At 73.2% G+C, this 20,735-nt stretch carries 19 protein-coding genes and 1 pseudogene; 12 read left to right on the top strand and 8 right to left on the bottom strand.

Translation table 11 applies throughout. From position 1 onward, the window contains the following. The first annotated feature begins 27 nt into the window (after positions 1 to 27). A complete protein-coding gene (locus ACZ79I_RS19765) occupies positions 28 to 990 on the top strand; it encodes a J domain-containing protein (protein ID WP_471498829.1) in 963 nt (320 codons plus the stop codon). 63 nt (positions 991 to 1,053) lie between these two features. Beyond that, positions 1,054 to 1,384, top strand: a pseudogene (locus ACZ79I_RS19760) (rhodanese-like domain-containing protein). A gap of 79 nt (positions 1,385 to 1,463) precedes the next feature. Here ACZ79I_RS19760 and ACZ79I_RS19755 read toward each other — a convergent pair. The 6 genes from ACZ79I_RS19755 to paaA form a co-directional block, all read right to left on the bottom strand. Then, entirely contained in the window at positions 1,464 to 2,603 is a 1,140-nt protein-coding gene (locus ACZ79I_RS19755; protein WP_471498828.1) for an acyl-CoA dehydrogenase family protein, read from the bottom strand. 119 nt (positions 2,604 to 2,722) lie between these two features. Further along, entirely contained in the window at positions 2,723 to 3,787 is a 1,065-nt protein-coding gene (locus tag ACZ79I_RS19750; RefSeq protein WP_471498827.1) for a 2Fe-2S iron-sulfur cluster-binding protein, read from the bottom strand. Next, a complete protein-coding gene (gene paaD / locus ACZ79I_RS19745) occupies positions 3,787 to 4,329 on the bottom strand; it encodes a 1,2-phenylacetyl-CoA epoxidase subunit PaaD (RefSeq protein WP_471498826.1) in 543 nt (180 codons plus the stop codon). Before paaD ends, ACZ79I_RS19750 begins: the two co-directional genes overlap by 1 nt. Next, entirely contained in the window at positions 4,323 to 5,042 is a 720-nt protein-coding gene (gene paaC / locus ACZ79I_RS19740) for a 1,2-phenylacetyl-CoA epoxidase subunit PaaC (RefSeq protein ID WP_471498825.1), read from the bottom strand. Before paaC ends, paaD begins: the two co-directional genes overlap by 7 nt. After that, positions 5,039 to 5,326, bottom strand: a complete 288-nt coding sequence (paaB, locus tag ACZ79I_RS19735; RefSeq protein WP_361654246.1) for a 1,2-phenylacetyl-CoA epoxidase subunit PaaB — start codon at positions 5,324 to 5,326, stop codon at positions 5,039 to 5,041. The genes paaC and paaB overlap by 4 nt, the downstream gene beginning before the upstream one ends. A gap of 2 nt (positions 5,327 to 5,328) precedes the next feature. Beyond that, positions 5,329 to 6,384 carry a 1,2-phenylacetyl-CoA epoxidase subunit PaaA gene (gene paaA, locus ACZ79I_RS19730; RefSeq protein WP_471498824.1) on the bottom strand — a complete coding sequence of 352 codons (1,056 nt, stop codon included), beginning with the start codon at positions 6,382 to 6,384 and terminating at the stop codon, positions 5,329 to 5,331. A 461-nt stretch (positions 6,385 to 6,845) separates the two neighbouring features. Between paaA and ACZ79I_RS19725 the strand changes: the two genes are divergently transcribed. From ACZ79I_RS19725 to ACZ79I_RS19715, 3 genes are all read left to right on the top strand, one after another. Next, positions 6,846 to 7,730 carry a DUF5819 family protein gene (locus ACZ79I_RS19725; RefSeq protein ID WP_471498823.1) on the top strand — a complete coding sequence of 295 codons (885 nt, stop codon included), beginning with the start codon at positions 6,846 to 6,848 and terminating at the stop codon, positions 7,728 to 7,730. Beyond that, on the top strand, positions 7,730 to 8,956 hold the full coding sequence (locus ACZ79I_RS19720) for an HTTM domain-containing protein (RefSeq protein WP_471505097.1): 1,227 nt from the start codon (positions 7,730 to 7,732) through the stop codon (positions 8,954 to 8,956). The genes ACZ79I_RS19725 and ACZ79I_RS19720 overlap by 1 nt, the downstream gene beginning before the upstream one ends. A 70-nt stretch (positions 8,957 to 9,026) precedes the next feature. Continuing rightward, positions 9,027 to 9,797 (top strand): TrmH family RNA methyltransferase, encoded by a 771-nt coding sequence (locus ACZ79I_RS19715; protein WP_471498822.1) that lies wholly within the window; start codon positions 9,027 to 9,029, stop codon positions 9,795 to 9,797. Between the two features lie 6 nt (positions 9,798 to 9,803). Here the strand turns inward: ACZ79I_RS19715 and paaN are convergent, their stop codons facing one another. After that, the gene (gene paaN, locus ACZ79I_RS19710) at positions 9,804 to 11,495 is read right to left on the bottom strand and encodes a phenylacetic acid degradation protein PaaN (protein ID WP_471498821.1); all 1,692 of its coding nucleotides are present in this window, start codon (positions 11,493 to 11,495) and stop codon (positions 9,804 to 9,806) included. A gap of 214 nt (positions 11,496 to 11,709) precedes the next feature. Between paaN and ACZ79I_RS19705 the strand changes: the two genes are divergently transcribed. Together ACZ79I_RS19705 and ACZ79I_RS19700 are read left to right on the top strand one after the other, a co-directional pair. Further along, a complete protein-coding gene (locus ACZ79I_RS19705; protein ID WP_471498820.1) occupies positions 11,710 to 13,224 on the top strand; it encodes a 3-hydroxyacyl-CoA dehydrogenase in 1,515 nt (504 codons plus the stop codon). Further along, positions 13,221 to 13,811 (top strand): TetR/AcrR family transcriptional regulator, encoded by a 591-nt coding sequence (locus ACZ79I_RS19700; protein ID WP_471498819.1) that lies wholly within the window; start codon positions 13,221 to 13,223, stop codon positions 13,809 to 13,811. The genes ACZ79I_RS19705 and ACZ79I_RS19700 overlap by 4 nt, the downstream gene beginning before the upstream one ends. A gap of 104 nt (positions 13,812 to 13,915) precedes the next feature. On the opposite strand, the gene ACZ79I_RS19695 is transcribed toward ACZ79I_RS19700, so the two are convergent. Next, positions 13,916 to 14,401, bottom strand: coding sequence for an Lrp/AsnC family transcriptional regulator (locus ACZ79I_RS19695; RefSeq protein WP_471505095.1), 486 nt, complete (start codon positions 14,399 to 14,401; stop codon positions 13,916 to 13,918). Positions 14,402 to 14,590: 189 nt separating this feature from the next. On the opposite strand from ACZ79I_RS19695, the gene pdhA reads away from it, so the two are divergent. From pdhA to ACZ79I_RS19670, 5 genes are all read left to right on the top strand, one after another. Beyond that, positions 14,591 to 15,736: a pyruvate dehydrogenase (acetyl-transferring) E1 component subunit alpha gene (gene pdhA / locus ACZ79I_RS19690; RefSeq protein WP_471498818.1), complete on the top strand. Its 1,146-nt coding sequence runs from the start codon at positions 14,591 to 14,593 to the stop codon at positions 15,734 to 15,736. Further along, a complete protein-coding gene (locus ACZ79I_RS19685; protein ID WP_471498817.1) occupies positions 15,733 to 16,737 on the top strand; it encodes an alpha-ketoacid dehydrogenase subunit beta in 1,005 nt (334 codons plus the stop codon). The genes pdhA and ACZ79I_RS19685 overlap by 4 nt, the downstream gene beginning before the upstream one ends. Then, positions 16,737 to 18,161 carry a dihydrolipoamide acetyltransferase family protein gene (locus ACZ79I_RS19680; protein WP_471498816.1) on the top strand — a complete coding sequence of 475 codons (1,425 nt, stop codon included), beginning with the start codon at positions 16,737 to 16,739 and terminating at the stop codon, positions 18,159 to 18,161. The genes ACZ79I_RS19685 and ACZ79I_RS19680 overlap by 1 nt, the downstream gene beginning before the upstream one ends. A 102-nt stretch (positions 18,162 to 18,263) precedes the next feature. Next, a complete protein-coding gene (locus ACZ79I_RS19675; RefSeq protein WP_471498815.1) occupies positions 18,264 to 19,151 on the top strand; it encodes an NTP transferase domain-containing protein in 888 nt (295 codons plus the stop codon). After that, positions 19,148 to 20,695 carry a molybdopterin molybdotransferase MoeA gene (locus tag ACZ79I_RS19670; RefSeq protein WP_471498814.1) on the top strand — a complete coding sequence of 516 codons (1,548 nt, stop codon included), beginning with the start codon at positions 19,148 to 19,150 and terminating at the stop codon, positions 20,693 to 20,695. The genes ACZ79I_RS19675 and ACZ79I_RS19670 overlap by 4 nt, the downstream gene beginning before the upstream one ends. Positions 20,696 to 20,735 lie beyond the last annotated feature (40 nt).

The following is a 20,735-nucleotide window of genomic DNA, read 5'->3' as shown; positions in this document are numbered from 1 at the left end:
CCCCGCCGCGTGTCTTAGGCTGGTCCGGTGACGACGCCCGAAGCCGAGCAGAGCGAGTCCGTGTCCGCTGCCGAGGAGCCGGTCGCCGAGAGCACCGGAGCCCATGAACCCGCGGGCACCGCGCCCGATGGGGCCGACGGCACCGGGGCCGCGGAGACCGCGGGCACCGGGACCGGAGGTGCCGCCGGCCCCGGCTCGGGCGGTGCCGCGGCCGGGGGGCGGCCCGAGGAGCGGCTCGAGCGGGCCGTGCGGGCCGCCGAGCAGGCGTTGATCGAGTACGAGATAGCCGTGGAGACCTTCCGCATCGAGATCGAGAACTTCTCGCGGCTGCACCACCAGAAGCTGGGGCCGATGTACACCCGCCTCGACGAGTTGGAGGCGGAGATCGCCGAGGCGCGGGCCGCCCTCTCCGGCGACCCCGAGGACATACGCCGCGCCCACGAGGCACGCGCCCGGGTCATGCCGATGCCGGGCGTCGAGGAGCTGTTCCACGGCTGGATGGACTCCGACGGACTGTTCCCGGAGGCCCAGGCCATGCTGACGGACCAGCCCGTGCGGACCCCGCCGCGCGTCCGCCCCAGCGAGGAGGCCCGCAAGCTCTACCGCGAGCTCGCCCGCAAGGCCCATCCCGACCTCGCTCAGGACGAGGAGGAACGCATGCGGCGCGATGAGTTCATCACCCGGGTCAACGCCGCGTACGCCCGCGGCGACGAGGCCCTGCTGCGCGAACTCTCCGCCGAGTGGGCCGCAGGGCCCGTGCCCGCGGAGCGCAGGCCGAGCCCCGGCGATGAGCTGTACGCCCGCCTCGAATGGCTCGCACAGCGCAAGGAAATGCTCACGCTCGTGGCCCGTGAGCTGGAGGAGAGCGCGATCGGCTCGATGCTCCGGCTCGCCCCCGACGACCCCGACGGCCTCCTCGACGAGATCGCGGAACAGCTGCTGGCCCAGGTCGCGGAGAAGGAAGCCGAGCTGCGGGCGCTGCACGGCTGATCCGGCCGCGGCGCACCCCGCGGTCCTGCCGGGTGGCGTCGCACCGTGCCTTTCGGAGCCGGTGTGCCCACGGTCGAGGTCGCAGACCTCAAGGACCGGCGACTTCCTGCCGGACGTCCGTGAGGACGAGGAGTGGCAGGCGGGTCACGCCGAGGGGACCCTGCGCCTTCCCCTCAGCGAGTTCGTGGCGCGATACGGCGAGGTCATGGAGGCGGCGCCGCAGGACGGGCGGGTCCATGTGATCTGCCGCTCCGGTGCCCGTTCCGCCCAGGTCGCGATGTACCTGGCCCGGCAGGGCGTCGACGCGGTGAACGTCGACGGTTGCATGCAGCTCTGGGCCGCCTCGGGCCACCGCGTCGTGGACGCCAGGGGTGAGCCCGGCGTCGTGCTGTAGTCCCAGGCCCGGACCGGGCGTGGACCGGCGTGGACCGGCGTGGACCGGGTGTGGCCGGGCCCGGGGGGTGTCTTCCCGCTCACCCCAGCGGATGCGCCGCCAGCAGGTCTCCCAGGGCCTCCTCGTGTGCCGGCGCTGGGCCTAGCGACAGTTCGAGATGCTTGGCCCAGGCGTGGTACCGGTGGAGGGGATAGTCGGTGTCGGCGCCGAAGCCCCCGTGCAGATGCTGCGCGGTCTGCACCACCCGCCGTACTCCCTCCGATGCCCAGATCTTCGCCACCGCCACGTCTCCGGCAGCAGGGAGCGCACCCGCGGCCCCGGAGCTGATCCGCCACGCGGCCTGCCAGAGCGTGGCCTCCATGGCGCGCAGGTCGATATACCGGTCGGCGGCCTGCACCGCGACCGCCTGGAACGTCGCGATCGGATACCCGAACTGCTCCCGCTTGCCGGTGTACTCGCTCGTCATCCTCAGCACACCGTCGCCCAGGCCGAGGGCGAGCGCGCACGTCCCGGTGGCAAGCAGCAGGCGCAGCGACTCCCACGCCCCGTCGGCGTCGAGTACGTACCGGCCCGCGATCCGCGCCGACTCCAGCCGGAGTTCCGCCAGACGCTCTCCCGTGGTGGAGATCTGCCCGGCCAGGGCGACCCCTTCGTGCGCCCGTGGCACCAGCGCGAGCACCGCGCGGCCGGAGTCCTCGGTGTGTGCCGGTACGAGGACGGCATCCGCGTTGTACGCCCACGGAACAGCCGTCTGCATGCCGTCCAGGACCCAGGTGCCGTCGGCGTCCCGCCGTGCGACCACCGCGAGTTCGGCGGGGTCGTGCCCGGTCCGGCCGTGCGCGGCCACCGTGAGCACCAGGTCCCCGCTGCCCGCCCGAGTGAGCACCTCCTCCTTCAACTCCGCTGTGCCGTAGGTCTGTACGGCGACGGCCGCCGCAGTGTTCTCCAGCAACGGCACCCGGGCCAGCGCCTTGGCGGACTCCCGCAGCACCAGGCAGAGGGCGATGGCGTCCAGCCCCGCTCCGCCGTGCCCGGGGTCCAGCAGCAGGCTCAGCAGGTCCGCGTCCGCGAGCCGTGCCCAGAGCGATCGGTCGAAGTCGTCGGCGACGGCGCCCGTGGTCAGCGCGGGACTGGGCACTCCGTCCGGCGCGACCCCGGCGAACACGGCCTTCGCCGCCTCGACCGCCGCCTGCTGCTCCTCACTGAAGGTGAAGTCCACGGCCTGTCCTCCTGGCGGGATCCGGTGATCTGACGGAGCGTCAAGATAGAACAGGTTCTACAAGAAGGGAACGCCCGGCCGGCGGCCCTCGGGAGGAAACCGCCGGCCGAGTCCACCGCTCACCGGTCGAAGTCCAGCTCCACCGTCTCCGTGACCGGGTGCGACTGGCACGCCAGGACGTATCCCGCGTCCGTCTCCTCCGGTTCCAGCGCGAAGTTGCGGTCCATCCGCACCTCGCCCGAGACCAGGAAGGCCCGGCATGTCCCGCACACCCCTCCCTTGCAGGCGTAGGGCGCGTCGGGCCGGTTGCGCAGCACGGTCTCCAGCAGGGACTCACCGTCCTGGACCGGCCACGTCCCCCCGCGCCCGTCGAGCCGCGCGGTCACCGTGCTGTGCGCGGGCGCCGGTACGGACGGCGCGGCCACCGTTCCGTCGTCCACGTGGAAGATCTCCTCATGGACCCGTGTGCGCGGCACCCCTAGTCCGCGCAGCGCCCGCTCCGCCGACTGCACCAGCCCGTACGGGCCGCACAGGAACCAGCCCGTGACCTTCTCCACCGGCAGCAGCGCCGGCAGCAGCTGCGCCAGCCGCTCCCGGTCGAGCCGTCCGGAGGGCAGCCCGGCCTGCTGCTCCTCCCGGGAGAGCGCCGTGACCAGCTGGAACCGCTCGGGGAAGCGGTCCTTGAGGTCGGCCACCTCCTCCAGGAACATGGTCGAGGCGGAGGTGCGGTCGCTGCGTATGAGGCAGAACCGCGCCGACGGTTCCCGGTCGAGCAGTGTGGCCACGATCGACAGCACGGGTGTGATGCCGCTGCCGCCGACCACCGCCGCGTACAGTCCGGGCGCGGGCTCCAGCGTGAACCGTCCCGCCGGCGTCATCACCTCCAGCTCGTCGCCGACGGCGACCTCCTTGAGCGCGTAGGTGGAGAACGACCCGCCCTCGACCAGCCGCACGCCGACGCGCAGCGTGCGCGGGCCTTCCTCCTCCGGAGCGGGCGCCGGGGAGCAGATCGAGTAGGTGCGCCGTATCTCCGTGCCGTCGGCGATGCGGCGCAGGGCGAGGTGCTGACCGGGCACGTAGCGGTACTCCTCGCGCAGTGCGGGCGGCACGGCGAAGGTCAGGGCCACAGAATCGTCGGTGAGCCGCTCGACCGCGGCCACCGGGAGCGGGTGGAAGCGCGCCATCACAACTCCTTGAAGTGGTCGAACGGTTCGCGGCAGTCCAGACAGCGGCGCAGCGCCTTGCACGCGGTGGAGGAGAAACGGCTCAGCAACTCGGTCTCGGCGGAACCGCAGTGCGGGCAGCGCACGGGTCCGTCGGCCTCGGGGGAGCCGGCGACCGTGCGGGTCGGACCGAGCCCCACCGTCACCGGCCCGGACGTCTCCCGGCCCCGCACGCGGGGCGGCGCTATCCCGAACTCCTTGAGCTTGCGGCGCCCTTCCTCGGTGATGTCGTCCGTCGACCAGGCGGGGGTGAGCACCTTGCGCACGACGACGTCCCGTACACCGTGCTCGTGCAGGACCCGCTCGATGTCCATGGACATGGCCTCGACCGCCGGGCAGCCCGTGTACGTCGGGGTCAGCTCGACCTCCACCGATTCCGTGCCGCGCGCGTGGACCGCCCGCACGACGCCCAGGTCCTCCAGTGTGAGGGCCGGAATCTCGGGGTCGGGGACGGAGCCGGCGAGCCGGCGCAGCTCCTCCTCCAGGGTCGTGGCCGTCACCATGACGCCCCCGGGTGGCTGCGGTGCAGATGCTGCATCTCGGCGAGCATCCGCCCGAAGGGCTCGGTGTGCAGTCCCTGCCGCCCGGCGCCCGCGGTCCACGCACCGGACTGCGGGCCCCGGGGGAGCTCCAGGGTGGCCCGGCGCATGATGTCGCCCAGCGAGTCGAGCCAGGCGGCCCGCAGTCCGGCCCAGTCGACGTCGACGCCTTCGATCGGCTCGAACATCTCGCCCGTGAACCGCCACAAAGCCTCGCACGCGTGCTGCATCCGCTCGTGGCTGACGTCCGTGCCGTCGCCGAGCCGCAGCGTCCACTGCTCGGCGTGGTCCTGGTGGTAGACGACCTCCTTGACCGCCTTCGCCGCGAGACCGGCGAACTCGCTCTGCCCGGCGGCGAGGTGGGTGTACAGCAGCCGCTGGTAGGTGGAGAAGTACAACTGGCGGGCGATCGTGTGGGCGAAGTCGCCGTTCGGCTGCTCCACCAGCTGGAGGTTGCGGAAGGCCCGCTCCTCGCGGAGGTACGCCAGCTCGTCCTCGTCGCCGGCCATGGACAGCAGCACCCGGGCCTGGCCCAGCAGGTCCAGGGCGATGTTGGCGAGGGCGACCTCCTCCTCGAGCGCCGGCGCGTGGCCCGCCCACTCCCCCAGGCGGTGCGAGAGCACCAGGGCGTCGTCGCCGAGGGCCAGGGCGGCCGCGGTGTGCACGGTGACGGTCACAGGTGCTTCACCCCCTCCGGGATGTCGTAGAACGTCGGGTGGCGGTACGGCTTGTCGGCGGCCGGTTCGAAGAACGGGTCCTTCTCGTCAGGCGAGGACGCGGTGATCGCGGCGGACGGCACGACCCAGATCGAGACGCCCTCGCCGCGCCGGGTGTACAGATCGCGCGCGTTGCGCAGGGCCAACTCGGCGTCCGGGGCATGCAGGCTGCCCGCGTGCGTGTGCGAGAGCCCACGGCGCGAGCGCACGAAGACCTCCCACAGCGGCCACTCTTCGGTCGTCATCCTCACGCCTTTCCGCTCTCGCCGGCCTGCTGTGCCGACGGTCCACCGGCCGCGTGCGCGGGCCCGTCGGCCGCGCCCGTGGCGCCCTTGTGCTTCGCCGCGTAGGCCGCGGCAGCCTCCCGTACCCACGCGCCCTCGTCGTGCGCCCGCCTGCGCTGGGTCATCCGCTGTTCGTTGCAGGGGCCGTTCCCCTTGATGACCTCCCAGAACTCCGTCCAGTCGATCGGGCCGAAGTCGTAGTGCCCCCGCTCCTCGTTCCACCTGAGCTCCGGGTCGGGGAGCGTCAGGCCGAGCGACTCCGCCTGGGGGACGCTGGCGTCCACGAAGCGCTGGCGCAGCTCGTCGTTCGAATGCCGCTTGATCTTCCAGGCCATCGACTGCGCGGAGTGCGCCGACTCGTCGTCGGGCGGGCCGAACATCATCAGGGACGGCCACCACCAGCGGTCGACCGCGTCCTGCGCCATGGCGTGCTGCTCGGGCGTGCCCTGGCTGAGGGCCATCAGCAGCTCGTACCCCTGGCGCTGGTGGAAGGACTCCTCCTTGCAGATGCGCACCATCGCGCGCCCGTACGGGCCGTAGGAGCAGCGGCACAGGGGAACCTGGTTGGTGATCGCGGCGCCGTCCACCAGCCAGCCGATCGCGCCCACGTCCGCCCAGGTCAGGGTGGGGTAGTTGAAGATCGATGAGTACTTCTGGCGGCCCGCGTGCAGTTTGTCGAGCAGCTCGTCGCGGCTGGTGCCGAGCGTCTCGGCCGCGCTGTACAGATACAGCCCGTGGCCCGCCTCGTCCTGGATCTTGGCCATCAGGATCGCCTTGCGGCGCAGCGAGGGCGCGCGCGTGATCCAGTTGGCCTCCGGCTGCATGCCGATGATCTCGGAGTGCGCGTGCTGGGCGATCTGCCGGATCAGGGTGGTGCGGTAGGCGTCGGGCATCCAGTCGCGGGGCTCGATGCGCTCGTCGGCGGCGATGGCCGCGTCGAAGAGGGCCTCGTACGCCGACGCGTCCGCCTCTGCCGTGCCGTCCGCGCGCGCCGTCCGCCGTGCCGCTGCCGTCGCCATACGGGCCCCCTTGATCTCTCGTCGTCTCCCGACCGATCGTTCGGTCCGTGTCGGTTCAATGGTGAGACGAGGCGCCGTAGGGTGTCAACCGCTGTGGACAACCTCCGAGCCGCTGCCGACGGTCGTGGCGACCGCGGTGCCGACCGCGTGCCGGCGGCGGTGCGGGCCGGGTTGTGCGGGCAATGGGCTGTGCGGGCAACGGGCTGTGCGGGGCGCATGGGTCTGAGTACCGTTCCGTGCGAACGCGGTGTGCTGCGAACAGGTGGCGCGGTGCGCGCGGCCCCGCGCTGCGAGCTGCGGGTGCACCAGGGCCGACGAGGCCGGACGGCATCGCACGGCTCGGTCACGGCCCGGTTGGCGTCGCACGGCGCAAGCGGCGGTGCACCGCGTCGCACGGCGGCAGGCGACATGGCCGGCATCGGCCGGCCTCTGGACACGGAAAGCTGGGGAGACGGGGCGGGATGGACGCGTACGACGAGGGACCGGAGCCGCGGCGGGAGCGGCCGGACGGCTCCGGCGGCCCGGTCTCCTCCCTGCCCGAGGGCACCACACGGGACGTCCCCGGAGATCCGGCGCCCGACGAGCCCACCGGGCCGGGGGGCCCCGGCGGGCCGGCTGCGGGCGATCCGGACTCGTCCGGCCCTCCACCCGCCTCCGGCGCGCCCCCCGAAGCGGCCGCGGAGCCGGCCACCGCCCCGGGCACCGGGATCGCCGCCCTCTCCCTCCGCTACCGGATCGCCGCAGCGCTGGCGCTCGCGGTCGTCGCCGTCGCCGCGTGTGTGCACCTCGGGATGGTCTTCCTGCACGTCGCGCCCGCGAACACCGTGACCAAGAAGCACGGTGAGGCGGTCGACGACTGGATATACCCGGAGTTCGAGCAGAACTGGAAGCTGTTCGCCCCCAACCCGCTGCAGCAGAACATCGACGTCCAGGTCCGGGCCGAGGTGCGCACCGGGGACGGCGGCGAGCGGACGACCGGCTGGTACGACCTGTCCGCGCTCGACGGCGCCGCCATCGACGGCAATCCGCTGCCCAGCCACACCCGTCAGAACGAACTGCGCCGCGCCTGGGACTTCTACGTCGCCTCGCACGACGGCGAGAACCGGCCCGTGGGCCTGCGCGGCGCCCTGTCCGAGGACTATCTGCGCCGCGTCGTCGTCCTGCACCTCGGCCGCGAGCACCCGGCCGGCCGGGGCGAGACCCTCGAACGCGTCCAGGTCCGCTCCCGCACCACCAACGTGCCGCCCCCCGCGTGGAGCGACGAGAAGATCTCCACCGCGCCCCAGTACCGCAGACTGCCCTGGTGGTCCATGCCGGAGGGCGAGCGGACGGGGGCGAGCGCCTGATGAACCGGTTCGCCCTGTCGGTCTCGCGTGGCATCGCCCGTGTCACCGAGGCTCCCCTCGCCCCGTACCAGAGCGCGGTCGTCCGGATCGGCTTCGCCGGCATCTGGCTGCTGTTCCTGCTGCGCGAGTTCCCGCACCGCCGGGAGATGTACGGTCCCGACGGGCCGTGGAGCTGGGATCTGGCCCAGCGGCTCATCGCGGACAACCACGCCTTCACGATCCTGATGTGGTCCGAGAGCGGGATGTGGTTCGAGGCGGTCTACGCCCTCGCCGTGCTCTCCAGCGCCCTGCTGCTGGTCGGCTGGCGCACCCGCACGATGTCCGTGCTGTTCATGGTGGGCGTGCTGTCGCTGCAGAACCGCAGCGTCTTCATGGGCGACGGCGGCGACAACGTCATCCATCTGATGGCCGTCTACCTGGTGTTCACGCGCTGCGGGCGGGTGTGGTCGCTGGACGAGCGGAGGGCCCGGCGCGAGGGTGCGGCACGCGCGCGTGGAGAGCGCCCCGGACCCGACCGGGTGGGTCCCGCGCTGTGGGGGACGCTCGGCCTCGCGCTGGCCCTGGCGACGGGCATGGGCCGGCTCGACGGCGGCTGGACGGCGGTGTTCTGGGGGCTGTGGGCCGTCCAGGGCCTGTGGTGGTACGTCGGCCGGCGCGCCCCTGCCACGGAGCCCCGCATCCTGCTGGACGTCATCGCGAACCTCGTCCACGGCGCCGCTCTGCTCGTGATGATGGCCGAAGCGTGTCTCATCTACTCGACCGCCGGCTGGTACAAGATCCAGGGCTCGCGCTGGCAGGACGGCACGGCCGTCTACTACCCGCTCCACCTCGACTACTTCTCGCCCTGGCCCGCCCTGTCCGACCTGCTGGCCTCGCACGGCACGATGGTGCTGCTGGTGACGTACGGGACGGTCGCCGCCCAGGTGGCGTTCCCCTTCACCCTTCTGAACCGGCGCGCCAAGAACGTCCTGCTGGCGTTCATGATGACCGAGCACGCGGTGATCGCCGTGGTCCTCGGGCTTCCGTTCTTCTCGCTCGCGATGATCGCCGCCGACTCCGTGTTCCTGCCGACGTCCTTCCTGCGGCGGCTGGGCGGATGGGCGGCGCGCGGGCGCGGACGGCTGCTCACACCCCGTGGTGCCCGTCCGGCGCCGCCCCGCCCGCGCGGGCCCCAGCCGCCCCCTGAGGACGCCACCGAGCAGGCGCACGTGAGTTCGACGGCGTGAGCGGTGCACGGGCTCCGCAAAGGCCGCCCGAACGGGCGGCCTGGCCCGCCCCGCACGTAGGCTGCAGCGCATGACGGACCCGCCCCGCGGCACCACCGGCACGCTGAGCACCTGGCACAGGCTCGCCGGGGGCTGCGTCCTGCTCGACGGCTTCCACGCGCTCAAGCACGCCCTGCGCTTCCACGCCCGGGTGCCGGTCGCCGTCACCACCGACCGGCGGGCCGCGCTCACCCTCGCCGATGACCTGGCCCCCGATGTACGCGACAGCCTGGAGGCACTGCTGACGGAGGTCCCGGAGGCCGCATACCGGTCTCTCGTGCCCCGGCCGCATCCCACCGGGGTCGCCGCCCTCGCCGTGCGCCCCTCGCGCGAGGCCAATCTCGAAACGCTCCGGCGCATGCCGCGCACGGCTCCCGTGGTCGTCCTCGACAACCCGCGCAACCTCGGCAACGCGGGGGCCGTGATCCGGCTCGCGGCCGGGTTCGGCGCGACCGGGGTGGTCACGACCGGCACCCTCGACCCCTGGCATCCCACGGTCGTCCGCGGCGGCGCGGGACTTCACTTCGCGACCGCCGTGGAGCGGCTGACCGTGCCCGAGCTGCCTCCGGGTCCGCTCTTCGCGCTGGACCCGGAGGGCGACGACCTTCGCGGGATGAAGCTGCCGGACGACGCCGTGCTCGCGTTCGGCTCCGAGCGCACCGGCCTGTCCGCTGGTCTCCGCGCCCGCACCGACCACCTGGTGTCCCTGCCGATGCGCCCCCAGGTGTCCAGCTACAACCTCGCGACCAGTGTGGCCATGACGCTGTACCACTGGAGCGCCACCGGGGGCGCAGCCGGCTGAGCCGTCCTACGCCTCCCGGCGCACCTCCACCACCCGGAAGCGGTTCGCCACGAACGCCCCGTCGGCCAGGGCCGCGTTGGCCGCCGGGTTGCCGCCCGAGCCGTGGAAGTCGGAGAAGGCCGCCGTCTGGTTGACGTACACCCCGCCCGTCAGGTTGAGGGAGAGCTGCGCGCACTCCTCCAGGCAGACCTCCTCGACGGCACGCTCCACCTCCTCCGAGGTGGTGTAGGCGCCGACGGTCATCGCGCCCTTGTCCCTGATGGTCCGCCGCAGCAGCTCCACCGCGTCCTGAGCGGAGTCGACCGCGACGGCGAAGGCGACCGGGCCGAAGCACTCGCTCATGTAGGCGGCCTCCGCGTCCGGCTTCGCGCCGTCGAGCTTCACGATCACCGGGGTGCGCACGACCGCCCGGGGGAAGTCCGGGTTGGCGACCTCCCGGGAGGCCAGGGCGACCTCGCCGAGGCCGGCCGCCGCCTCCAGGCGGGCCTTGACGTCCGGGTTCACGATCGCGCCCAGCAGCGCGTTCGCGCGCCCGTCGTCGCCCAGGAGCCCGCCGACCGACCGTGCGAGGTCGGCGACCACCTCGTCGTACGACTTGGGGCCCTCGTCCGTGGTGATGCCGTCCCGCGGGATCAGGAGGTTCTGCGGGGTGGTGCACATCTGGCCGCTGTACAGCGACAGGGAGAACGCCAGGTTCGACAGCATTCCCTTGTAGTTGCCGGTCGACTCCACGACGACCGTGTTGACCCCGGCCTTCTCCGTGTAGACCTGCGCCTGGCGGGCATGGGTCTCCAGCCAGTCGCCGAACGCGGTCGAGCCCGTGTAGTCGATGATCCGGATCTCCGGGCGCACCGCCAGCGTCTTGGCGATGCCCTCGCCCGGGCGCTCGGCGGCCAGCGCCACCAGGTTCGGGTCGAAGCCCGCTTCGGCGAGCACCTGACGGGCCACCTGCACGGTCAGCGCGAGCGGCAGCACCGCGCGCGGGTGCGGCTTGACCAGGACCGCGTTGCCGGTGGCCAGGGAGGCGAACAGGCCCGGGTAGCCGTTCCACGTCGGGAAGGTGTTGCAGCCGATGACCAGGGCGACGCCCCGCGGGACCGGCTTGAACGTCTTGGTGAGCGCCAGCGGGTCGCGCTTGCCCTGCGGCTTGGTCCACTCCGCGGTGTCGGGAGTGCGGACCTGCTCCACGTACGCGTAGGCCACCGCTTCCAGGCCGCGGTCCTGCGCGTGCGGGCCGCCCGCCTGAAAGGCCATCATGAAGGCCTGGCCGCTGGTGTGCATGACGGCGTGCGCGAACTCGTGCGTCCGGTCGCTGATCCGCTTGAGGATCTCCAGGCACACCACCGCGCGCATCTCGGCGCCCGCGTCGCGCCAGGCGCCCTGCCCCGCGCGCATGGCGGGCAGCAGCACATCGAGGTCCGCGTGGGGATAGGTGACCCCCAACTCGATCCCGTACGGCGACACCTCGCCGCCCGTCCAGTCGTCCGTGCCGGGCTGGCCGAGGTCCAGACGGCCGCCCAGGAGGGCGTCGAAGGCGGCCTTGCCCGCCGCCGCGTCCAGGCTGCCGTCCTCCCCGTATGCCTTGGGGTGCTCGGGGTGCGGGGACCAGTACGCCCGCGTGCGGATCGCTTCCAGCGCCCTGTCGAGGGTGGGCCGGTGCTGGGCGATCAGCTGGTGCGCGGTGAGTTCGGCGGCCATGCGGGACCAACTCCTCGTCTCGTGAGCTCTCCCTTGAGCTCGTGACCTGGGCAGGATTGAATCCGGAGGTGCGGTGCGACGCGCCTCGTACGGAGCGGTGGTGAAGCGACGGGGGCGACGGGCTGGGCGGACAGAGTTAGAGTAACCGAACGATCGGTCGGGACAAGGGGGTCCGCCGCATCTGTGGACAACGCCGTGCGGGAGGATCGCGAACATGACAGCACTCGACCTCAGCAGCCCCGTGGCCGTCGTGGGCACCGGCACCATGGGCCAGGGCATCGCCCAGGTCGCGCTGGTCGCGGGCCACCCCGTACGGCTGTACGACGCACTCCCCGGCCGTGCCCGCGAGGCGGCCGCCGCGATCGGTGCCCGCCTCGACCGGCTCGTCGAGAAGGACCGGCTCACCGGAGCCGAGCGGGACGCGGCCCGCGCCCGTCTCGTGCCCGCCGAGAGCCTGGCGGAGCTCGCGGACTGCTCCCTGGTCGTCGAGGCCGTCCTGGAGCGCCTGGAGGTGAAACAGCAGCTGCTGCGGGAGCTGGAGGACATCGTCGGCGACGACTGCCTCCTCGCCACCAACACCTCGTCGCTGTCCGTCACCGCGATCGGCGGCGCCCTGCGCAACGCGGGCCGGTTCGTCGGCCTGCACTTCTTCAACCCCGCCCCGCTGATGCCGCTCGTGGAGGTCGTCTCCGGGTTCGCCACCGACGTCACGTCGGCCACACGCGCGTACGAGACGGCCCGCGCGTGGGGCAAGACCCCGGTCGCCTGCGCGGACACCCCCGGTTTCATCGTCAACCGCATCGCGCGGCCCTTCTACGCGGAGGCGTTCGCCGTCTACGAGGCGCAGGTCGCCGACCCCGCCACGATCGACGCGGTCCTGCGCGAGTCGGGCGGCTTCCGGATGGGGGCGTTCGAGCTGACGGACCTGATCGGGCAGGACGTCAACGAGTCCGTCACCCGGTCGGTGTGGGAGTCCTTCTTCCAGGACGTGCGCTTCACCCCCTCGCTCGCCCAGCGCAGGCTGGTCGAGTCGGGCCGGCTCGGCCGCAAGACCGGTCAGGGCTGGTACGGCTACGGCGACGGCGCCGAGCGGCCCGAGCCGCACACCGCGGAGAAGGCGCAGCCGCCCGCGTACGTGGTCGCCGAGGGCGACCTGGGCCCCGCCGCCGACCTCCTCGCGCTCATCCGCGAGGCGGGCATCGTCGTCCGCGAGGACGACGAGGACGAAGGCACCCGTCTGGTGCTGCCCGGGGGCGGTCAGCTGGCCCTGGCCGACGGGCAGACCTCCGTCGAGTTCCGCGATGTCGTCTACTTCGACCTGGCGCTCGACTACCGCAGGGCGACCCGCATCGCGCTGTCCGCCTCCCAGGACACCTCCCCGCAGACCCTCGCCGAGGCCATCGGGCTCTTCCAGGCGCTCGGCAAGGACGTCAGCGTCATCGGGGACGCCCCCGGCATGATCGTCGCCCGCACGGTGGCCAGGATCGTGGACCTGGCGCACGACGCCGTCGCCAAGGGCGTGGCCACCGAGGAGGACATCGACACCGCGATGCGCCTCGGGGTCAACTACCCCCTGGGTCCCTTCGAGTGGAGCCGCAGGCTCGGCCGAGGCTGGGCCTACGAGCTGCTGGACGACCTGCACATGCGCGACCGCTCCGGGCGCTACGCCCCGTCCCTCGCGCTCTACCGGCACGCGTACGCCTCCGACAAGCGGGAGGGCACCTCATGACCACCGCCAAGCGCGACACGTACACGCCGGAGAGCCTGCTCTCCGTGGCCGTGCAGGTCTTCAACGAGCGCGGCTACGACGGCACCTCCATGGAGCACCTCTCCAAGGCGGCCGGCATCTCCAAGTCGTCGATCTACCACCACGTCTCGGGCAAGGAGGAACTGCTGCGCCGCGCCGTCAGCCGAGCGCTGGACGGCCTCTTCGCGATCCTCGACGAGGAGCACGCGCGCGTGGGGCGTACCGGGGACCGGCTGGAGTACGTCGTACGGCGCATGGTCGAGGTGCTCACGGCCGAGCTGCCGTATGTGACGCTGCTGCTGCGCGTGCGCGGCAACACCGGCACCGAGCGGTGGGCGCTGGAGCGGCGCCGCGAGTTCGACCACCGGGTCGCCGAACTGCTCAAGGCCGCGGCCGCCGACGGGGACGTGCGCGGGGACGTGGAGGTACGGCTGGCGACGCGGCTGGTCTTCGGAATGATCAACTCCATCGTGGAGTGGTACCGGCCGGACGGGCGTGGCGTGGGGGAGCGCGAAGTCGCCGACGCCGTGGTGCGGTTGGCCTTCTCCGGGCTGCGCGACAACCACTGATCCGGCCCGCGACGGACCCTGATCCGGCCCGCGCCGGACCGGACCCTTGAGACCGGCCCGCGCCGGACCACCGAGACCGGTCCTCCCGGTCCGGACCGCCCAGGTCAGCCCTCCGGCTCCAGGTCCTCCTCCTCGAACACCAGCAGGGTGCGGGTGCTGAGCACCTCGGGGATCGCCTGGAGCCGGGTGAGGACCAGCTCGCGCAGCGCCCTGTTGTCGGGCGTGTGCACCAGCAGCAGCACGTCGAAGTCCCCGCCGACCAGCGCGATGTGGGAGGCGCCCGGGAGCAGGCGCAGTTGCTCGCGGACCGCGCGCCAGGAGTTCTGCACGATTTTCAGGGTGATGTACGCCGAGGTCCCCTGACCGGCGCGTTCATGGTTCACCCGGGCTCCGAAGCCGCGGATCACACCGTCCTCGATGAGCCGGTTGATCCGCGCGTAGGCGTTGGCGCGCGAGACGTGGACGCGCTCCGAGACCGAGCGTATCGAGGCGCGGCCATCCGCTTGGAGTATCTGCAGGATGTCCCGGTCGATGGCGTCGAGGGTGCGCGGGGGCGGCAGCGAGGGACCGTGCTCCGATGGCTCGGCCATTTGTTCAGGTGCCATGCGCCCCCGCCTTCCTACCATGGACGTACTGCGTACATCTCAGGCTGTGGAGAACCGTTTGTCCACAGCCTGGAGCCGCCTGTAGCCAAAATGTGCCGGCGACCGAACAATCGGTTGGTGAGGCGCATCACACCCGTGACGCGCCTGAAGCCGCTCCCACGAGGAGGTGCCGTCATGACGGTCATGGAGCAGCGGGGCGCCTACCAGCCGACCCCGCCGCCCGCCTGGCAGCCCCGTACCGATCCCGCTCCGCTGCTGCCCGACGCACAGCCGTACCGCGTCCTCGGCACCGAGGCGGCCGCCAAGGCCGACCCGGAGCTGCTGCGCCGGCTGTACACGCAGCTGGTGCGCGGCCGCCGGTACAACGCGCAGGCAACGGCCCTCACCAAGCAGGGCCGCCTGGCCGTCTACCCCTCCAGCACCGGGCAGGAGGCCTGCGAGGTCGCCGCCGCGCTCGTCCTGGAGGAACGCGACTGGCTCTTCCCCAGCTACCGCGACACGCTCGCGGTCGTCACCCGCGGTGTCGACCCCGTCCAGGCCCTGACCCTGCTGCGCGGCGACTGGCACACCGGATACGACCCGTACGCGCACCGGGTGGCGCCCCTGTCCACCCCGCTCGCCACCCAGCTCCCGCACGCCGTGGGCCTCGCGCACGCGGCGCGTCTGAAGGGCGACGACGTGGTCGCGCTCGCGATGGTCGGCGACGGCGGCACCAGCGAGGGCGACTTCCACGAGGCCCTGAACTTCGCCGCGGTCTGGCAGGCGCCGGTCGTCTTCCTCGTCCAGAACAACGGCTTCGCGATCTCCGTGCCGCTCGCCAAGCAGACCGCGGCGCCCACCCTGGCCCACAAGGCCGTCGGCTACGGCATGCCGGGCCGCCTGGTCGACGGCAACGACGCGGCCGCCGTGCACGAGGTCCTCGGCGACGCCGTGCGCCACGCCCGCGCGGGCGGCGGCCCCACCCTCATCGAGGCCGTGACCTACCGGCTCGACGCCCACACCAACGCCGACGACGCGACCCGCTACCGCACCGACGCCGAGGTCGAGGCATGGCGCGCCCACGATCCGGTCGGGCTGCTGGAGCGGGAGCTGACGGACCGCGGCCTGCTCGACGACGACGGGATACGGGCCGCGCGCGAGGACGCCGAGGCGATGGCGGCGGACCTGCGGGCGCGGATGAACCAGGACCCGGCGCTCGACCCCATGGACCTCTTCGCCCATGTGTACGCCCGGCCCACCACCCAACTGCTCGAACAGGAAGCACAGCTGCGGGCCGAGCTGCAGGCCGAGGCCGCCGGAGCGGAAGGAGCCGGGCGATGACGACCGTTGCCCTCAAGCCGGCCACCATGGCGCAGGCCCTCACGCGCGCGTTGCGCGATGCCATGGCCGCCGACCCGTCCGTGCATGTCATGGGGGAGGACGTGGGCACGCTCGGCGGCGTCTTCCGGGTCACCGACGGACTCGCCGAGGAGTTCGGCGAGGACCGCTGCACCGACACACCGCTCGCCGAGGCGGGAATCCTCGGCACGGCCGTCGGCATGGCGATGTACGGGCTTCGGCCGGTCGTGGAGATGCAGTTCGACGCGTTCGCGTACCCGGCGTTCGAGCAACTGGTCAGCCATGTCTCCCGCATGCGCAACCGCACGCGCGGCGCGATGCCGCTGCCCCTGACGATCCGTGTCCCCTACGGGGGAGGCATCGGCGGTGTCGAGCACCACAGCGACTCCTCCGAGGCGTACTACATGGCGACTCCGGGCCTCCATGTCGTCACGCCCGCCACGGTCGCCGACGCGTACGGACTGCTGCGCGCCTCCATCGCCTCCGACGACCCGGTCGTCTTCCTCGAGCCCAAGCGGCTGTACTGGTCGAAGGACTCCTGGAACCCCGAGGAGCCCGCGGCCGTGGAGCCGATCGGCCGGGCCGTGGTGCGGCGCACGGGGCGCAGCGCCACGCTCATCACCTACGGCCCCTCGGTGTCCGTCTGCCTGGAGGCGGCCGAGGCGGCCCGTGCCGAGGGCTGGGACCTCGAGGTCGTCGATCTGCGCACACTGGTGCCCTTCGACGACGAGACGGTGACGGCATCCGTGCGTCGCACGGGCCGGGCCGTGGTGGTGCACGAGTCGACCGGCTTCGGCGGTCCCGGCGGGGAGATCGCCGCCCGGGTCACGGAGCGCTGCTTCCACCATCTGGAGGCTCCGGTACTGCGGGTGGCCGGATTCGACATCCCGTACCCGCCGCCGATGCTGGAGCGGCACCATCTGCCGGGCGTCGACCGGATCCTGGACGCCGTGGGGCGCCTGCAGTGGGAGGCGGAGAGCTGATGGCCCAGGTCCTGGAGTTCAGGCTGCCCGACCTCGGGGAGGGCCTCACCGAGGCGGAGATCGTCCGCTGGCTGGTGCAGGTCGGGGACGTCGTCACCGTCGATCAGCCGGTCGTCGAGGTGGAGACCGCCAAGGCGATGGTCGAGGTGCCGTGCCCCTACGGCGGCGTGGTCACGGCCCGCTTCGGCGAGGAGGGCACGGAACTTCCCGTGGGGGCGCCGTTGTTGACGGTGGCCGTCGGAGCCCCCACGGAGGCGGCGGAGGAGTCCTCCGGGAACGTCCTGGTCGGGTACGGCACATCGGCGGCCCCCGCCCGGCGCCGGCGGGTGCGGCCGCCCCGGCACGGCGCGCGGCCCGCGGACGGGCCGCCGCGAGAGGCAGTGCCCGGGTCCGGGCCCGGGACGTCGCCGGCCGCGGAGGCCACCGGGGCGACGGCGGCCGCCGCCCTGGTCCGCACGCACCGTGAGGCCGCCCCGGAGCGCTCCGACGGCCCGATTCCGGTGATCTCCCCGCTGGTCCGCAGGCTTGCCCGCGACCATGGCGTGGACCTGCGTCAGCTGGCGGGTTCCGGGCCCGACGGGCTGATCATGAGGGCGGACGTGGAGGACGTGCTGAGGGCCACGGCCGCCCGCACGGGCACGGCGGGGACACCGGAGGCCGCGGCGGCAGCGGTCTCCCGGGGGAGCGGGGCGGTCACCGCCGAAGCGGCCTCCCAGGCGCCCGGGGCGGTCACCGGGGCTACCCGCATCCCCCTCAGGGGCGTCCGCGGCGCGGTCGCCGACAAGCTCTCCCGCAGCCGGCGGGAGATCCCGGACGCGACCTGCTGGGTGGACGCCGACGCGACGGAGCTCATGCGCGCGCGGGCGGCGATGAACGCGACCGGAGGGCCCAAGGTCTCCCTGCTCGCGCTGCTGGCCCGCATCTGCACCGCAGCGCTCGCCCGTTTCCCGGAGCTCAACTCCACCGTCGACGTGGAGGCCAGGGAGATCGTCCGGCTGGACCGGGTGCACCTCGGGTTCGCCGCGCAGACCGAGCGGGGACTCGTCGTGCCCGTCGTACGGGACGCGCACGCCCGGGACGCCGAGTCCCTGACCGCTGAGTTCGCGCGGCTGACCGAGGCGGCGCGCGCCGGGACCCTCACCCCGGGGGAGCTCACCGGTGGCACCTTCACGCTCAACAACTACGGGGTGTTCGGCGTCGACGGTTCCACACCGATCATCAACCACCCCGAGGCGGCCATGCTCGGCGTCGGGCGCATCGTTCCCAGGCCCTGGGTGCACGAGGGCGAGCTGGCCGTCAGGCAGGTCGTGCAGCTCTCGCTCACCTTCGACCACCGGGTGTGCGACGGCGGCACGGCGGGCGGGTTCCTGCGGTACGTGGCGGACTGCGTGGAACAACCGGCGGTGCTCCTGCGCACGCTGTGACCGGGGCCGCGGCGGGGGGCCCGGCGAGACGGTGAGGAAGCCCACGCCGCCGCCGCGCCCCCGGGGGTGGCAATGATCCGCGCGGCGCTCATACTCGGGTGCATGACCGCGTACAAGTCGCTCGGCGACCCCCGCACCGACCGGTACGACGCCGTCGTGCTGGCCGGCGGTGCCGCCCGGCGGCTCGGCGGGGCCGACAAGCCTGGCGTGCGCGTGGGTGGGCGGGCGCTGCTCGACCGCGTGCTGACGGCTTGCGCGGGCGCGGCCGGCACGGTCGTCGTGGCCGATCCCCGGCCCCTCGCGCGCCCCGTGACCTGGGCCCGCGAGGAGCCTTCCGGCGCGGGACCGGTCGCCGCGCTCGACGCGGGCCTGAGGCGGACCACGGCGGCGTACGTCGTCGTGCTCTCCGCCGATCTGCCGTTTCTGGAGGAGGGAACGGTGCGCCGGCTGCTGGGCGCCCTCCTGGCGAGCGGCTCCGACGGCGTGGTGCTCACCGACACCGAGGGCCGCGACCAGCCTCTCGTCGCCGCCTACCGCAGCGCGCCGCTGCGCCGTGAGCTGGAGCGGCTGTCCAGCGAGCACGCCGGGCTCACCGGTCTTCCGCTGCGCCGCCTGCTCGCGGGGCTCGGCCTCACCCGTATCTCCGATCCCGTCGCGTCATTCGACTGCGACACCTGGGACGACATCGCCACCGCCCGATCACGCATCAGGGAGCATGGGTACGTGTTGGATGAATGGATTTCCGCAGTCAAGGACGAGCTGGGCATCGATCTCGACGTCGACACCGGCGTCCTCCTCGACCTCGCTCGCGACGCCGCGCACGGGGTCGCCCGTCCCGCGGCCCCGCTGACGACGTTCCTCGTCGGCTACGCCGCCGCGCGGGCCGAGGGCGGGCCGGAGGCGGTCGCCGAGGCCGCCCGCAAGGCGGCCGCGCTGGCCCTGCGCTGGGCGGACGAGGACGCCGCCCCGGCCGAGCCGGACGCCGGATGACCGGGTGGGGCGTCCGGGGACGCCTGGACACCGAGTACCGGGACGGGGAGGAGGCACCGGGCGTGGCCGATGACAGCGGTCGGTGCGACGGTCCGCGGGAGACCCGGCCCGCCCGCGGACCCGGGGACCCGCACGGCGCCGAACGGCACGACGTGGACCGCCACGACGTGGGCCGGGACGACGTGGACCGGGACGACGCGGGCCGGCACGATCTGGACCTGGAAGAGGCCCTGGCCCTGGTGCGGGACCACCGCCCGGCGGACGCCGGTCCTTCCCCTTCGGCTGCCTCCGCCCCGACCGGCTCGGGCCACCACGCCCGTCACCGGGGGACCCCCTGGCCCGACGCCCGCGCGATCGCCGAACGCGCCGCGCTCTCCGCACCACGTCGGGAGCCGGTGGACGTTCCGCCCGAGGCCGCCCTCGGCCTGGTGCTGGCCGCACCGCTCACCGCCCTCACCGATCTCCCGTCCTTCGACTCCTCGGCCATGGACGGCTGGGCGGTCGCCGGCCCCGGACCCTGGGACGTGCGGGAGGAGGGCATCCTCGCCGGGCAGGCGGAGCCGACGGCACTCACCGACGGCGCCGCCGTGCGGATCGCCACCGGTGCCCGCGTCCCCGCGGACACCACCGCCGTCCTGCGCAGCGAACACGGACGCATCGACGACAAGGGGCGGCTGCACGCCACCGTCCCCCAGGCTCCCGGCTCCGCCCGAGCAGGGGGAACCTCCGCCGTCGTCCCCGGGCAGGACATCCGGCCACGGGGCCAGGAGTGCCACGCCGGCGACCAGTTGCTGCCCCCGGGCGTCCGGGTCTCCCCGGCGGTGCTCGGGCTCGCCGCGGCCGCCGGGTACGACACCCTGCGCGTGGTGCCCCGCCCCCGCGTCGACGTCCTCGTCCTCGGGGACGAGCTGCTCACCGAGGGTCTGCCCAAGGACGGGCTGATCCGGGACGCCCTCGGCCCGATGCTGCCGCCGTGGCTGCACGCGCTCGGGGCGGAGGTGGTGTCCGTGCGCAGGCTCGGCGACGACGCCGAGGCGCTGTTCGACGCGGTGAGGACGTCCGACGCCGACCTGATCGTCACCACCGGCGGCACGGCCTCGGGGCCCGTGGACCACGTCCACCCCGTCCTGCGCCGCGTCGGCGCTGAACTGCTGGTCGACGGCGTGAAGGTGCGCCCGGGCCACCCCATGCTCCTCGCCCGCACCCGCGAGGACCAGTACCTCGTCGGACTGCCCGGCAACCCCCTCGCGGCCGTCTCCGGGCTGCTCACGCTCGCCGAACCGCTGCTGCGCGTCCTCGCGGGCCGGGCGGCGCCGGAGCCGTATGCGCTGCCCCTGGAGGGCTCCGCCCACGGTCACCCGCACGACACCCGGCTCATCCCCGTCGTCGTGGGGGCCGACAGCGTCGTGCCGTTGCACTACAACGGGCCCGCCATGCTGCGGGGCATCGCCGCCGCCGATGCCCTCGCTGTGGTACCGCCGGGGGGTGCCCACTCCGGTCAGGAGCTGGAACTCCTGGACCTTCCCTGGGGGGTGGCAGGCTAGCCGGGCCGGGTGAGCAAGGACGGGGAGTGTTTCACGTGAA

It is taken from the genome of Streptomyces sp. PSU-S4-23, assembly GCF_055632315.1.
This window is presented reverse-complemented; position numbering and strand designations above follow the sequence as displayed.